The organism is Ningiella algicola (genome assembly GCF_028401415.2).
Classification (GTDB): Bacteria; Pseudomonadota; Gammaproteobacteria; order Enterobacterales; family Alteromonadaceae; genus Glaciecola.
In genome coordinates, this window is record NZ_CP171821.2 from 1,375,255 (window position 1) to 1,388,568 (window position 13,314).

Annotated in this window: 15 protein-coding genes; 4 read left to right on the top strand and 11 right to left on the bottom strand. The window is 44.6% G+C overall.

Going from position 1 to position 13,314, the window contains the following annotated elements:
• Window positions 1-10 precede the first annotated feature (10 nt).
• The 8 genes from flgG to PN836_RS06185 all read right to left on the bottom strand — a co-directional run bounded on the left by flgG (window position 11) and on the right by PN836_RS06185 (window position 6,900).
• On the bottom strand, window positions 11-799 hold the full coding sequence (flgG, locus tag PN836_RS06150) for a flagellar basal-body rod protein FlgG (RefSeq protein ID WP_395344371.1): 789 nt from the start codon (window positions 797-799) through the stop codon (window positions 11-13).
• A 31-nt stretch (window positions 800-830) separates the two neighbouring features.
• Complete coding sequence (gene flgF, locus PN836_RS06155; protein ID WP_395344372.1) at window positions 831-1,574, bottom strand: flagellar basal-body rod protein FlgF; 744 nt, start codon at window positions 1,572-1,574, stop codon at window positions 831-833.
• Between the two features lie 395 nt (window positions 1,575-1,969).
• Window positions 1,970-3,355, bottom strand: a complete 1,386-nt coding sequence (flgE, locus tag PN836_RS06160; protein WP_395344373.1) for a flagellar hook protein FlgE — start codon at window positions 3,353-3,355, stop codon at window positions 1,970-1,972.
• A gap of 10 nt (window positions 3,356-3,365) precedes the next feature.
• Window positions 3,366-4,058 carry a flagellar hook assembly protein FlgD gene (flgD, locus tag PN836_RS06165; RefSeq protein WP_395344374.1) on the bottom strand — a complete coding sequence of 231 codons (693 nt, stop codon included), beginning with the start codon at window positions 4,056-4,058 and terminating at the stop codon, window positions 3,366-3,368.
• 62 nt (window positions 4,059-4,120) lie between these two features.
• Window positions 4,121-4,543, bottom strand: a complete 423-nt coding sequence (gene flgC, locus PN836_RS06170) for a flagellar basal body rod protein FlgC (RefSeq protein WP_395344375.1) — start codon at window positions 4,541-4,543, stop codon at window positions 4,121-4,123.
• Window positions 4,543-4,989: a flagellar basal body rod protein FlgB gene (flgB, locus tag PN836_RS06175; protein WP_395344376.1), complete on the bottom strand. Its 447-nt coding sequence runs from the start codon at window positions 4,987-4,989 to the stop codon at window positions 4,543-4,545. The genes flgC and flgB overlap by 1 nt, the downstream gene beginning before the upstream one ends.
• Window positions 4,990-5,109: 120 nt before the next feature.
• A complete protein-coding gene (locus PN836_RS06180; RefSeq protein ID WP_395344377.1) occupies window positions 5,110-5,961 on the bottom strand; it encodes a CheR family methyltransferase in 852 nt (283 codons plus the stop codon).
• On the bottom strand, window positions 5,962-6,900 hold the full coding sequence (locus tag PN836_RS06185) for a chemotaxis protein CheV (RefSeq protein WP_395344378.1): 939 nt from the start codon (window positions 6,898-6,900) through the stop codon (window positions 5,962-5,964). It abuts the gene before it with no gap.
• Between the two features lie 169 nt (window positions 6,901-7,069).
• Between PN836_RS06185 and flgA the strand changes: the two genes are divergently transcribed.
• The 3 genes from flgA (at window position 7,070) to flgN (ending at window position 8,961) form a co-directional block, all read left to right on the top strand.
• Complete coding sequence (gene flgA, locus PN836_RS06190) at window positions 7,070-7,777, top strand: flagellar basal body P-ring formation chaperone FlgA (RefSeq protein ID WP_395344379.1); 708 nt, start codon at window positions 7,070-7,072, stop codon at window positions 7,775-7,777.
• 411 nt (window positions 7,778-8,188) lie between these two features.
• Window positions 8,189-8,521 (top strand): flagellar biosynthesis anti-sigma factor FlgM, encoded by a 333-nt coding sequence (gene flgM / locus PN836_RS06195; RefSeq protein ID WP_395344380.1) that lies wholly within the window; start codon window positions 8,189-8,191, stop codon window positions 8,519-8,521.
• An 8-nt stretch (window positions 8,522-8,529) separates the two neighbouring features.
• Window positions 8,530-8,961, top strand: a complete 432-nt coding sequence (gene flgN, locus PN836_RS06200) for a flagellar export chaperone FlgN (RefSeq protein WP_395344381.1) — start codon at window positions 8,530-8,532, stop codon at window positions 8,959-8,961.
• A gap of 95 nt (window positions 8,962-9,056) precedes the next feature.
• On the opposite strand, the gene PN836_RS06205 is transcribed toward flgN, so the two are convergent.
• Window positions 9,057-9,563 (bottom strand): LPP20 family lipoprotein, encoded by a 507-nt coding sequence (locus PN836_RS06205; protein ID WP_395345498.1) that lies wholly within the window; start codon window positions 9,561-9,563, stop codon window positions 9,057-9,059.
• Window positions 9,564-9,808: 245 nt separating this feature from the next.
• Between PN836_RS06205 and PN836_RS06210 the strand changes: the two genes are divergently transcribed.
• Window positions 9,809-10,957 (top strand): flagellar assembly protein T N-terminal domain-containing protein, encoded by a 1,149-nt coding sequence (locus tag PN836_RS06210; protein ID WP_395344382.1) that lies wholly within the window; start codon window positions 9,809-9,811, stop codon window positions 10,955-10,957.
• Between the two features lie 63 nt (window positions 10,958-11,020).
• Here the strand turns inward: PN836_RS06210 and PN836_RS06215 are convergent, their stop codons facing one another.
• On the bottom strand, window positions 11,021-11,677 hold the full coding sequence (locus tag PN836_RS06215) for a hypothetical protein (RefSeq protein WP_395344383.1): 657 nt from the start codon (window positions 11,675-11,677) through the stop codon (window positions 11,021-11,023).
• 64 nt (window positions 11,678-11,741) lie between these two features.
• The gene (locus PN836_RS06220; RefSeq protein WP_395344384.1) at window positions 11,742-13,268 is read right to left on the bottom strand and encodes a tryptophan halogenase family protein; all 1,527 of its coding nucleotides are present in this window, start codon (window positions 13,266-13,268) and stop codon (window positions 11,742-11,744) included.
• Window positions 13,269-13,314 lie beyond the last annotated feature (46 nt).

Genomic DNA, 13,314 nt, shown 5'->3' on the forward strand with positions numbered 1-13,314 from the left:
CTTAAGCCTCTTAAAGCTGTTGAATAACTTGACCAAGCATTTGGTCAACCGATGAAATCACTTTTGAGTTCATCTCGTACAAGCGCTGAGACTCAATTAAGTTAACCAGCTCTTCTGTTACATTCACATTGGAAGTTTCAAGCGTACCTTGGGCAAGCGTCCCTAAACCTTGCAAACCGGGAACGCCTTGCACAGGCGCACCAGATACGGCCGTTTCGGCATACAGATTTTGGCCTAGAGGCTGGAGGCCAGCCGGGTTAATAAAATCGGCAATGTTAATCTGTCCCAACACCTGAGGCTCAGCTTGTCCGCGCAGCTGAGCGGACACTTCACCGTCTTGAGATATTGTGACTTGTTGCGCATCTGGTGGTAGGGTAATCACTGGCTGAAGCACAAAACCCGCTCCGGGTGTCACCATTTGCCCCTGATCGTTTAAGGTAAACTGACCGTTTCGCGTATACGAAAGACTGCCATCAGGCATTTGAATCTCAAAAAATCCTCTGCCTTGAATCGACATATCTAAGGCATTTTCAGTCGTTAGCAAGTTACCTTGAGTATGCGTTTTCTGAGTGGCAACCACTTTGGAACCCGCACCCAACATCAAACCGGAGGGTAACTCGGTATCTGCTGAGCTTCGACCGCCAGGTTGATTAATGTTCTGATACAGTAAATCTTCGAAAACTGCGCGGTCTTTTTTAAATCCTACGGTGCTCGCATTTGCCAAGTTATTTGAAACAACCGCAACATCTGTTTGTGCGGCATCTAGGCCTGTTTTACTTATCCAAAGAGCTGGATGCATAGTGTGTACCTCTTGAAAAATTAAGCACTAATTAAAATATGCGCATCATCATGTTGCCGCGCATGGACAATTCGTCGGCCTTACTCATAAGCTTGACCTGCATTTCGTAGTGACGCTGCAAACTTATCATCTGCACCATTTCATCGACTGCATTGACATTGGAGCCTTCCAACATGCCGGAACGAACGCCCACGGTGTTATCTTGCTGAGCAAAGCCGCCATTTTTAAGCTCAAAAAGGCCGTCTTCTCTTCGTTTAACATCATTTAATTCTGGATTGACAAGCTTTAAGCGCCCCACTTCTTCAATGGCATTTTGTGGCGCACCTTGAAGCTGAGTGGTGATGGTTCCATCACCTGCAATGGTCACGTTTTGAATGGGTATAGGCAGGAAAACCGGACCGTTTTCTCCGAGTACTAAATTGCCTTTAGCGTCTTGGAGAGCACCCTCCGCGGTCATCGTGAAATTACCATTTCGCGTGAAGGCTTCACCACCTTCTGGCGTTTGTACGCTAAACCAACCTTCACCTTGAATAGCAACATCCAATGGACGGTCGGTTGTGATCATCGCGCCGCTATCGTAATTATTGCTTGGACTCTCAGTCATACTAAAAATACGGGACGGCAAACCCTCGCCGTATGCTGGCATGGCACGCGCTTGCTCAAGCTGGGCTTTAAAGCCATTCGTTTGGGCATTAGCCAGGTTGTTGGCTCTCACGCCAGTAGCCAGTAAGTCTTGATTGGCGCCGCTAGCGGCGATGTAGAGTAACTTGTCCATCAATACTTCCTTAATTCACTCATGTAGCATGCAAAACGAATGCTGTATGTAAACGGTCAAATTTGACGTTTATAGAAATCTTATAAGGGAGTAAGCAAGGAAAATGCCAAAGCGGATAAAAGAGAGTTGCTCTCTATCCGCTTTGGGTGTTTTTACGATATAAGGTAGGTGTTTAGTTAACCCGAACTCTGGATAAGAGACAGCGCTCAGCAGCCCTAATGGCGCGGATTACTGCGTTATAAAAGTGAGCAATAGAATCACTATTACGTCACTTTTATGCCTTGTCCTCCACGCCATTAGGACTACTGAGTCTAACAATCTGAAATCTCAGCACTTTTTATATTCCTGCACTGCCTCTTATCCAGAGTTCGGGTTAGTTAGTTTTTAACTGCCGACTATCGAATATTCAAAATAGTCTGATTCAACTGGTTATTCACTTCAAGCGCTCGTGAGTTTGCCTGAAAGTTACGCTGAGCAATAATCATATCGATAAGTTCAGTCGTCAAATTTACGTTGGCTTGTTCAAGCGCTGACGAATTAATGTCACCAAAAGTACCTGTGGTGGCTTCACCGGCAAGTGCTTCGCCCGACAATATACTCTCTTTCCACTGAGTACCCGATTGCTGCGTTAAGCCCTGTTCATTTGCAAAGCGAACTAGCGCCACACGCACAATGGGTTCTGAGGTACCGTTTGAAAAGGTTGCTCTGACTAGGCCGTCAGGGCCAATGTCAATGCCGGTTAGTCGCCCAACGGGTAAACCATTTTGCTCAAGTGAGGTTACTTCAAACGCAGATGCGAACTGAGTAGGCTCATTTGGATTGGCGCCAACGGGGTCTAAGTTAAAGTCAATTGCAATTTGTTGGGTTGCATCTGAACCATTTGAAAGTATATCGCCACCCAGCGCTTCGGTCACAATTTTTAAGTCTAACTGCGGGTTTCCGTCGGCAGATTCAATGCCAATAAAATCACCACCCTCGCTAAATTGCAATTTTGCAGCCGATACTGCAAAACCAGAATCCGTGCCAACAGAGTTCACTGCAGTAGCGGGGTCTGAGTCAGTGCCGTCAGAATTAGTGATATCAACCAATTGGTCATCGACTGCCGCTGCGACATACCATTCATTTACCGCAGCAGGATCGTTGTCTTTCAAGAAGTAATAGGTCATTACATGGCTATCGCCCAATGAATCATACACTGTGACCGACGTAGCCGCGTTGTAGGTCAAGGGGTCACTTGGGTCAAACTGTGCTGGATTCTTTGTTTGGTCACCGGCGGGTAAGTTAAACCGTACATCAACTTCTGATGTGCTTTGTGGTGAACCAGATGAGTCAGGGATGCGAACTGGCACAGTCGTACTCAACGCTACCGAAGCAGAGGTTCCATCAGGATTGACCGGAAAGCCCAAAAGATTGTCACCATTTGAGTTAACTACAAAGTTATTATTATCAAGCTTAAACTGCCCTGCTCGTGTAAACGAGAAGTCGCGTGATGTAATTTCAGGAATTGTTGCAAAGAATCCGTTGCCGGTGATAGCCAAATCTAGCGCATTGTTAGTAAAGCTTAAGCTACCTTGAGAAAACTGCTGAGAAACTTCTTGTGTTAATGCACCGTCACCTACTTTTGTTTTACCAGAAGCAAGTAATGAAGCCGCATACACGTCACCAAACTCTGCACGCGACTCTTTAAAGCCGACGGTGTTGACGTTGGCGATGTTGTTCGCCGTGGTATCTAGGTCTTTTTGTGACGCAGAAACGCCGCTTAAAGCTATATTAAAAGACATGTATGTTCTCCTATGAATTACCGATTTGAATGACGTCGTCTAGCTTGATGCTAACGTCACCGTCTAAATTAAGCACTACACCTTGACCCGCGTTGGTTAAGCTAACGCTGTCAACGTGTCTATTGATGGCGGTAGGAAGCGCTTGAGCTTCTCCAAATACGTTTCCTTGCACCTGAACTGCATAATTGCCAGGTGGCAATGGATTGCCGTTTTGGTCAGTACCGTCCCAGTTAAATTCGATATTGCCTGCTGCTTGCGTACCCACATCCATAGTGCGAACCACTTCACCCGCACCGTTATAAATGCTGATTTGCGTGTCTTGGGATGTATTTTCGTTAATAATGACACCGCTGAAGCCAGTGCCCTCTGCATCTTTATAACCCACGTTACCCGTCACCAATACTTCTTGGCCAATTAACCCCGAGGCTTGCAGCGCCTGGTTCGAAGTCATTGATGCGGCAAAGCTAGTAAACTGCTCGTTCAATTGAGTGATGCCTTCTGCAGTACTAAATGATGTCATTTGCGCAACCATTTGATCATTATCAACAGGCTTAGTTGGATCCTGATTGGCCAACTGCTCAGTAAGCAAAGCAAAAAAGTCTTCTTGCTTAAGCGTTTGCTCAGTGCCATCGGCAATGGGAACTTCGGGCTCCGTGTTCCAATACAAGTCTCGATTAAGGCCTTGCTGCTCTAATACATTCATGAAAATATTCCTCTATACGACGCTGATTAAATGATTGTCGTAAGTGTTAATACCCTAAGTGATTACTGACCTTGACCAAGCTGCAATACACGACGGAAAATTTGTTTGGTGGTATCGGCCACCTGCACGTTTGTTTCGTATGCTTTAGATGCTGACATCATATCTGCCATCTCCTGAACGATGTTTACATTCGATTTGTAGATATAGCCATTCTCATCTGCCATCGGATTGCCGGGTGCATACTCAATTTGCAAAGGTTTATCGCTTTCAACAATGCCTTTTACCTGCACGCCAACACCCTTGGTTTGGTCTGCCGAGGCTTGATCAAGCGCCGCGGCAAATACCGGGTGCCGTGCGCGATAAGTATCTTCATAACTGCTGCTCACACTGTTCGCGTTGGCGATATTACTTGCGGTTGTATTGAGGCGGACACCTTCTGCCGACATGCCAGTTGTGGCAATATTCATTACATTAAATAAACTCATTATTGTCCTCCGCTACTTAGTGCTTTTTTCATGCCGCTGAACTTGCCGTTAAGTAACATTAAGCTCGCTTGGTATCGCATACCGTTTTCTAGAAAGGCGTTTCGCTCTTGCTGCACGTCAACGGTATTTCCGTCGCCTGTGTCTGGTTGAAGTGGCACTCTGTAGTCCACATCAAAACGTGGAGCGCCGCCGCCTGTCATATGTTTACTGTTTGTCGTCACCATGCCTGAACTTGCCACCGACAATTTATTACTAGTAGATGCTGTGCTATTTAAACCCGAAGTGCCCATGGCTTGCTTCATCGCATCTTGAAAATTTATATCGCGGGCTTTGTAACCCGGTGTATTAGCGTTCGCTAAATTCCCAGCAATGATTTCCATTTTGTCAGATCGCACTTTCAGTGCGTTGTGGTGAAATCCTGCTAAGCGGTCTAAGTTAATGGCCATAACGTATACCTAATTGCTTAAATGACTGTCATGTCAAAAACAGAGCAAGTGCTATGCCAAGGAGATAAAAAAGAAGAAATTTAGAGTTTTTTAAAACGGGGGGAATACAGTTAGCTGACGCTAAGCCTTTGAATAATATAGGCCTTGCTCACATTTTTTAAGCCTTAAATGCTGTTCTGCGCCATTGATGGACTCAGAAGCACCCAATAGAAGCGCACCCTCATTATGAAGTAAAGCGGAAATTTTTTGCAGTATGTTTGCCTTGCGTTCTGCCTCAAAGTAAATCAGTACATTTCTGCAAAAAACAATATCGAAGCTTCCAAGATGTGCAATGCTGTCGAGCAAGTTAAGTTTTTTGAAAGTCACGCGGCTGCGAATAGCAGCGCTAATACATGCCTTATTGCTTACTCCACTTTCAAAGTATCGTTGTAGCATTTGTGTGGGTAGGCCACGATTGATTGCAAGCTCGTCATACTCACCTTGCTTTGCAAAATCCAACACTTGCTGAGATACGTCACTTGCGACAATTTCAACCCCATTGGCAAAGGCTGTGGGATACTGCCTTTGGAATTCTGCAATCACCATTGCGATTGAGTATGGCTCCTGTCCAAATGAACATGCACTGCTCCATATACGTAACTTGTTCTTTTGCGAAGCTAAGTTTGGCAGCAAATGTTTTGCAAGAATTTGATAGGGGTACTCGTCTCTAAACCAAAAGGTTTCATTGGTTGTCATCGCTTCTAGCGCGCCAGTGCTAACATTAGGATTTTGTTGGGATACGACTTGATCAATGAAGATATTGATATCCTCATACGAAAAATCTCGCATGACTTTAGATAAGCGGCTCGATACTAAGTATTGCTTATTCACACCTAAAGTAATACCAAGTCGAGCCTCTAAAAATCGAGCGAACTTGTCGTATTGCGCCGCAGAAAGTAAAGTTTTACTCTGTGACGGTCTTGGCTTTGTCACTCAAAGTTTGCCTTTTAGGTCAGTCTGAAGCCACTTTTGTACCGAAGAGGCAAGCTCATCTGGATGAAATTTGGCAATAAAATCATCTGCGCCAACCTTTGTTACCATGGCTTGATTGAATACGCCGCTTAAAGATGTGTGCAAAACAACATGCAGTCTGGAAAGCTCTGGTGTGTTCTTAATTTCGGCTGTGAGCGTATAACCATCCATTTCAGGCATTTCTATATCCGACACAATAATTCCGACTTTATCCGTCACATCACCGGTTTCAGCCGCTAGCTCCTTAAGACGTTTTAGCGCCTCGGCTCCGTTTTTGGCCGATTCAATTTCAAGGCCTAGCGTATTGAGCGCTTTTTTAACCTGATTGCGAGCAACAGAGGAATCATCCGCGATGAAGATAATTTTACCATCGCTCTTTGATACATCTACGTTATCTGCAATGTCGTTAGAGACCTCGGTCGACAGCGGCGAAATTTCATTTAATATTTTTTCTACATCCAGTATTTCAATAAGCTCATCGTCAACTTCTGTAACTGCCGTCAAATAACTGGCTTTTCCTGTTCCGGTAGGCGGCGGCATTATGGCGTCCCAGTTGGTGTTGATAATGCGTTCAACTGAACCAACCAGAAAGCCCTGTACTGAGCGATTATATTCCGCAATGATGATAAAGGCTGTCGTCAAATCTTCTATTCGAGAACCGCCCGTTGCCATAGATAAATCAATAACTGAGAGAGTCTTTCCGCGAATGTGGGCGACACCTCGTACTAATGAATTTAGCTTTGGGATAGAGGTGAGCGGCGGGCATTGAAGCACCTCACGCACTTTAAATACATTGATGCCAAAGCGCTGCTTCGAATTGAGTCTAAACAGCAGCAGCTCTAACCGATTTTGGCCGACAAGCTGCGTCCGCTGATTTACTGAATCTAAAATACCTGACATTAATTCCCCCTAAGCATTTGTGCAGTTGCTTTGTTCATAAAGGCACTGCGAGAAGTCTGTTTCTTGCGTGGCACGAACCTTGCTGAATTCGCTATATTAGCTTGTCGCATTGTTTGATTTGTTTTCCACAATGCGATTGAAATCAACATGCCACCAAAGGATGACTACCATGCACTTCATAAAAGATATCTCTGTATCGACAAGAATGAGCATTGTCTTTACTTTATTTTTGGTAAGTTTTTGTGGCGTTGCACAACCCAATCTTCACGAGCTTATACAAGAACAAACGAAAGACTATGTTCTGAATACCCTCATTAATGACGCAGATGCTGACACTCAGGTGAGTGTTCGTCAGCTTGACGCTAGAATTACTGTGCCTAAATGTGCGCAAGCGTTTGAATTTGAAAGTCCAAACTACGATCCACGACTCAGTAATATCTCAGTAAAAGTGTCTTGTCCGCACCTTAATTGGTTTACGTTCGTAAATGCGAGTGTCGTGACTATTCAGAAAGTGGTGGTGAGTGCCGATACTCTTAGTCCTGGCGCACTATTAACATCGCAAAATATTGCTCTGGCTGATGTGAGTAAAAACAGTTTGCGAGGTAGCGCATTTCGCTCAGTAGAAGAAATTAGCGGCGCTCGTTTGAAACGCAGAGTCCGACCGGGCACAGTGATTAATGCATCAATGCTATGCTTTGTATGCAAGGGGGATCGCGTCACCATCAGCGCTATCGCAGGCGGCTTAAGTATTCAGGTATACGGAATCGCAGAGCAAGATGGCACATTAGGCGATACGATTGCAGTTCGTAATATATCGTCCGATAAACGAATAGTTGCGACCGTTGCCAGCACTGACCGGGTTACCATAAATATATAAAACGGTTCAGGTGAGAAGGGCGATGTATCGTCAAGGGAAGCAAGATGTGTCGCTTGGCACGATGGTTGCAAATAGGCTCATGTAGCGTGTGATTTAAGTAAAAGCGTATTTAACAGCATAACTACGTACAGCTTGTGAATTAAACCTCAGGCTAAACGCTACGATACATTCTATACACGCCGAAGCGTCGCAAGGCCCAGATAACGAGGGTATTTGGACAAAAAGCGTAAAACAAACTTAGCAGAGCTTGTTTGAGTGCTCAGTATACATATAGCACTTTTTAAACGGCAGCTTGTCAATAAATTGCTATAATTGTATTTGGCGACAAAAAAATGTCGCATATAGCACTAAAGATTAGACAAGTGCAGCCGATACAAGAGATGTAGAGGTAATAAATGGTGGTGCAATACTATGTCAATTAACAATATTAACAACACAAACAAGCCGCAGTTAGATCCGTCTAAACTCGCGCAACAGCAAACACAAGCGCAGTCTTCAAACGCTGCAAGCAATGCTTCCGCTTCTCAAAATGCGGCGCCTGCTCGTCAAGATTCTGTTTCGCTAACGCAGTCTGCACAGCAGCTTGCTAACGTACAGAAAAAAGGTAGCGAAGCGCCCGTAAATCAGGAAAAAGTGGACAAGCTTAAAAAAGCAATTGCCGATGGCGAATACCGCGTCAACCCTGAAGTACTCGCAAACAAAATTGCGGTACTAGAATCGCAAATTTTAGGCGTTAAGGCTTAGGAGTTACCATGGCTAGCAGTCTTGAAAATGCAATTTCCAAGCAGCTGGAATTGCTATGTGAATTAAAAGCAGTTCTGGAGCAAGAGTTACACTTAATCAGCTCACGCGAGCCTGAGAAACTAATGCAGCTGTTGCAAGATAAATCTGAGTTGCTAGCGAGTATAGAGTCGCAAGATCAAGCCGTGGAAATAATGTATGCAAGAGTGGCTGAAAAGTCAGACGTTCCTCACGCTTGTTCCGCGTTGCTAGAAGATTGCAAGAAAGTGCTAAACGAGTGTAAATACCTGACTGAAATCAACGCAAAGTCGGTTGAACATGGGCAGCTTCGTTTAGTTCACCTACGAAATATGATGATGGAACTTAGAGCAAAAGAGTCTATTACCTACGACCGTGCTGGCAAGGCAAATGCGGATTTACTAGGCAAGCGTATTTCGGCATAAGGTCATTTAAGAATTATCTCACTTTGGATTTGCACCCACTAAAAACGCACTAGAAAGTGCGTTTTTTTGTGCCTGATAAGCATTAATTTACTGCGCTAATAGTATGTCACGTCTTTTATGCGCTTAGGCTTTGCTGTACTTAAATAAAGGTCGTACACAAGCGCCATATCAAGCTCTAATTCGGTAGCATAAGTGTCCTCTCCTACAGGATAGCTTTTCAACACTCGAGCACCTCGTATTACGCCTTCTACTGAGGCTTGTAACTGAGTATCAGTGAGGATAAGATTTGCAACGGACTGATCGCCATCAATACGCTGCCCATAAACCTGCTCTGCCAACTCCCGGTACGCATCTAATTTTGACGCTTTCATTGCCTGTAATCGTTTGCTTGTATCATTTAAGCCTAGCTGGGCAGCAATAGGCGCATAACCTACCGCATTTAAGACTGGATATTGCTGCGGAGCAACGGTTTCCCACTCAACATGCTTCGATACTAATGAAGAGCAGGCACTAATAGAGAAGGTGCACGCTAGTAATAGCGCTCTGGCTAGCTTAGCTTTGCCACTTGCGTTTTCAGCACGCTTGTTAGTTTCATTAAGCATGGAATTTCGCATAGGTGATGAATTAGGCAGTGATTTAATCAACGCTGTTTCCTCATTTTGACCGACGCAACAAAGCGCCGCACACATTTATGTACCTGATTTGATCAGGATGAAGCAAAGCATATGCCAGTACACAAGGTGTGTGCATTAATTAATGCAAAATTAGCTTGGAAGTGCAGACCCTATTGGCATAGAGCTTGAATAGCGTATGTATATCGCTGTATTTATTTTGCCAGGAGCGTGCAATGTTCAAGCCCTTTTTTATCACTTTTGTTCTGCTGTTAAGCGCAAGCATGCCAAGTTTTGCCGCTTGGTTTAGCGCAAGTGGACAAGCCATTATTGTTAATGGAGACAAAGAACAAGCGAGAGCTGAAGCGACACAAGAAGCGATTCGCCAAGCACTTTTGTTTGCAGGCGCTTCGGTGACTAGCGTGCAACAAATCGCAAATGGCTTATTGCTCGATGAAAAGCTTGAAATACGCGCAAGTGGCGAGGTCTCATCTGTAGAACTAGTAGATGAGGTCTACCACGACGGTTTTGTGACAGTCTCAATTAGAGCGGACATCTTTGCGCAAGACGCGCAATGCAGTGCTGCTGACTATGTCAAAAAGATCTCTACCACTTATTTTCCATTACGATATGAAGCTCAGGCTGCTTATGGTCAAATCCATCATCTTGGCAAAGAAGTCGCGTTAAAGCTTCAATCAATCATGAACCGATTTAGCACCTCGCTCGAAGTTTCCCACATTGAGCCATATGTGTTTGACTGGCACAAGTCAGACGCTCCCCAAGAAGCAGTATTTTTGGCAAATAAGAGCAGCACTCAATATGTACTGACAGCAAGTATCGACGATGTATCTGTCAAAAAAGCTGCAGGCTCTGCTTTCGAATTCTATAAAGGCCCTCAGTATACAAGAGCATTTGATATCACGCTGACTATGATAAATGGTGCGACGGGTAAAACAGTGGCTAAAAAAACTTATCGCAGTATCAGCACTTGGGATTTTTATAGCACCCAGTCAATTGACGTGGGTTCAAGTGAATTCTGGCAAAGTCAGTACGGACAGAATGCCCTTACAACATTGCGCCAAGCCGTTGCTGAGTTAGAAGAATCGGCTCTATGTGAACCCACAATGGGAAGAATACTGGCAGTGTCAAATACACAGGCTCAAATCAACCTCGGACAAAGCCATAAGGTACAAGCAGGTGATGAGCTAAGCTTGTTTAATGTTAAGCAGATAGCGGATACCTTTGGTCAACAGTATCATCAGTTCGTTATCAATCCGCGTACACTGATTGTTCGCCAGGTGTTTAATAATACTGCAACAGTAGAAGCTGCGGATAACGGCCTTTTAGGAGATGTTCAAACAAATGACTATGTGGCTAGACGATAAGCACTGCAGCTCTTTGAGAAAGTCGCAGTTTGTTCGCACGTCTCAGCCCATAGTTATTACACGTTAATTCATAAAGGGTAAGCTCTTTATGTCAATATCTTTCCCTAAGTTAAAGATAAACACGGGCCCAAAATCGATAATGTGCGCACCAGTGGAGACGGGAAAGCTAATTTGCGTGCCATAAGCGCCATAGTCTTGGTCAGCCACACCGGCCATAGCAAAGGTTTGCCAGCCTCTGGTGAGTATAATATTATCAGACATAAGCTTGTTGTAAGGTGGTGCGCCTTTTTGCAAGCCCGCGTCTGGTAAAGAAACTTGGTCGTTTTTTGGATCATCAGGCGCAATTCGCCCCCAAAACATCATGTAAACCGTATCGCCTTTTTTGATTTCGCCGCCAACGCCTGCTGTGACCGCATCATCCCATGGATTTTTACTGGCTTTCAGCACGTTTAAGCGTAAAAGCTTGCCGCCAGTGACATCTTCATCCTCGAACCTCTCACTCACAATATTGGAACCGTAATACTCAAGCTTATCTGCGTAAGGGACATGGATGAGTTGAGCGTTTTCTGGCAGATACGTAAGAAGTTTACCGTAAGCGACATCTACTTCCTTATTGCGATCTTGCGCATAGGCAGTAAATGAGAGCACCATAGAAATCAGTAACAGTAAGGAACTGCATTTTCGTTTTGCGAATAAGGAGCGTTGATAATTTATGTTCATTTTAGAGCTCTCTATTAAATCAATTACGACAAGTTTGCTCGTGCTTTACCTGTTGCTATCAACACTATCCTGTTTGTTTGAGCTGAGGGTTAACACAGTACTTATCTATGTAGTCAAAGTGTTTGGGGATACGCATCACGGAGTTGCTTAGCACTTGTTGGATGTGCCCCATTTCGTCCTTTAGTTTTTCGTCCGATAAAATGTCGACCAGCGGGTGCGGTGCTTTCGGGAAAACATTTTGTCCTGCAAATACTGCAATCCACGAGGCCTCACCAAATAGCTCACTGTCTTGACGCCAAAAGCGTCCATTCTCCTGATACAACTCAAATTTCTCTTTGAGAGTGTCAGGCACATCCATATCTTTGCAGTAGCGCCAAAACTCGCTGTCATCGCGCTGAGTTGCCTTGTAGTGCAGAATAATGAAATCTCGCAAGCGAGCAAACTCTAATTCAGACACTCTGTTATATGCATCAATATCAGACTGAACAAAGTCTTTCGTTGGGAACATGATCATCAGTTTGGAAATTGCATTTTGAATGGTATGTAAACCCGTAGACTCTAGCGGCTCAACGAAACCAGCCGATAAGCCAACGGCAATGACGTTTTTAACCCACGGCGTTTTTCGATAGCCGGTGATCCACTTGAGGTCTCGCGGCTCGGCGAGCGGTTCACTCTCAATTGTAGAAAGTAAGTTATTAACAGCTGAATCGCGGCTCATAAATTGACTGGAGTATACGCAGCCATTGCCTACTCTATTTTGCAATGGAATGCGCCACTGCCAGCCCGCGGTATGAGCTGTGGAAGTTGTATTGGGATTGACGCCATTTTTGATTGCACATGGCGCAACCACCGCGCTATCGCAAGGCAACCAATGACGCCAATCAACATATTCTGCGCCAAGTGTTTTATCTATCAACAGTCCTTTAAAGCCTGAGCAGTCAATAAACAAGTCACCCTCTACTTCTTGACCATTTGCCAGTTTAAGTTTCTCGATAAAGCCATCGCTTTCGCGTTGTTTGATTGTATCGACTTTACCTTCAATGCGAACCACACCTTTTTCACAAGAAAATTCTCGTAAATACTGCGCATACAAAGTTGCGTCAAAGTGATAAGCATATGCAATGGAACTTAGCGGAGAATTTTCAATGCGAGCCGGACGCATAAAGCGTCCATCACGCGCCGCAAGCGCCTCAATGGAATAGTCTTCGTAATCTTGGTCAAAACCAAGCTGACGCATTTTCAGCCAATATTGATAAAACGGAAGCGGTCCAACCGCTGTGCCCGGTTGGCCAAAGGGGTGAATATAATCATCACCAATTTTGCCCCAGTTTTTAAACTGGATCCCAAGCTTAAAGGTGGCGTTGGTTTTTTTAATAAATTCGTTTTCATCGATGCCTAGCACCGCATTAAATTGAATAATTTGGGGAATGGTTGCTTCACCAACGGAAACCGTTCCAATTTCTTCTGACTCAATTAGGGTGATGTCACAAAATTGGGTGGTGAGCTGTTTTGATAGTAAAGCTGCTGTCATCCAACCGGCGCTGCCGCCGCCCAGAATGACTACTTTTCTAATTCGTTTGTCATCTTGCATGTGATATTACTTCTTAAAACTACCCTGTCAGACAGTGTCTAACGAC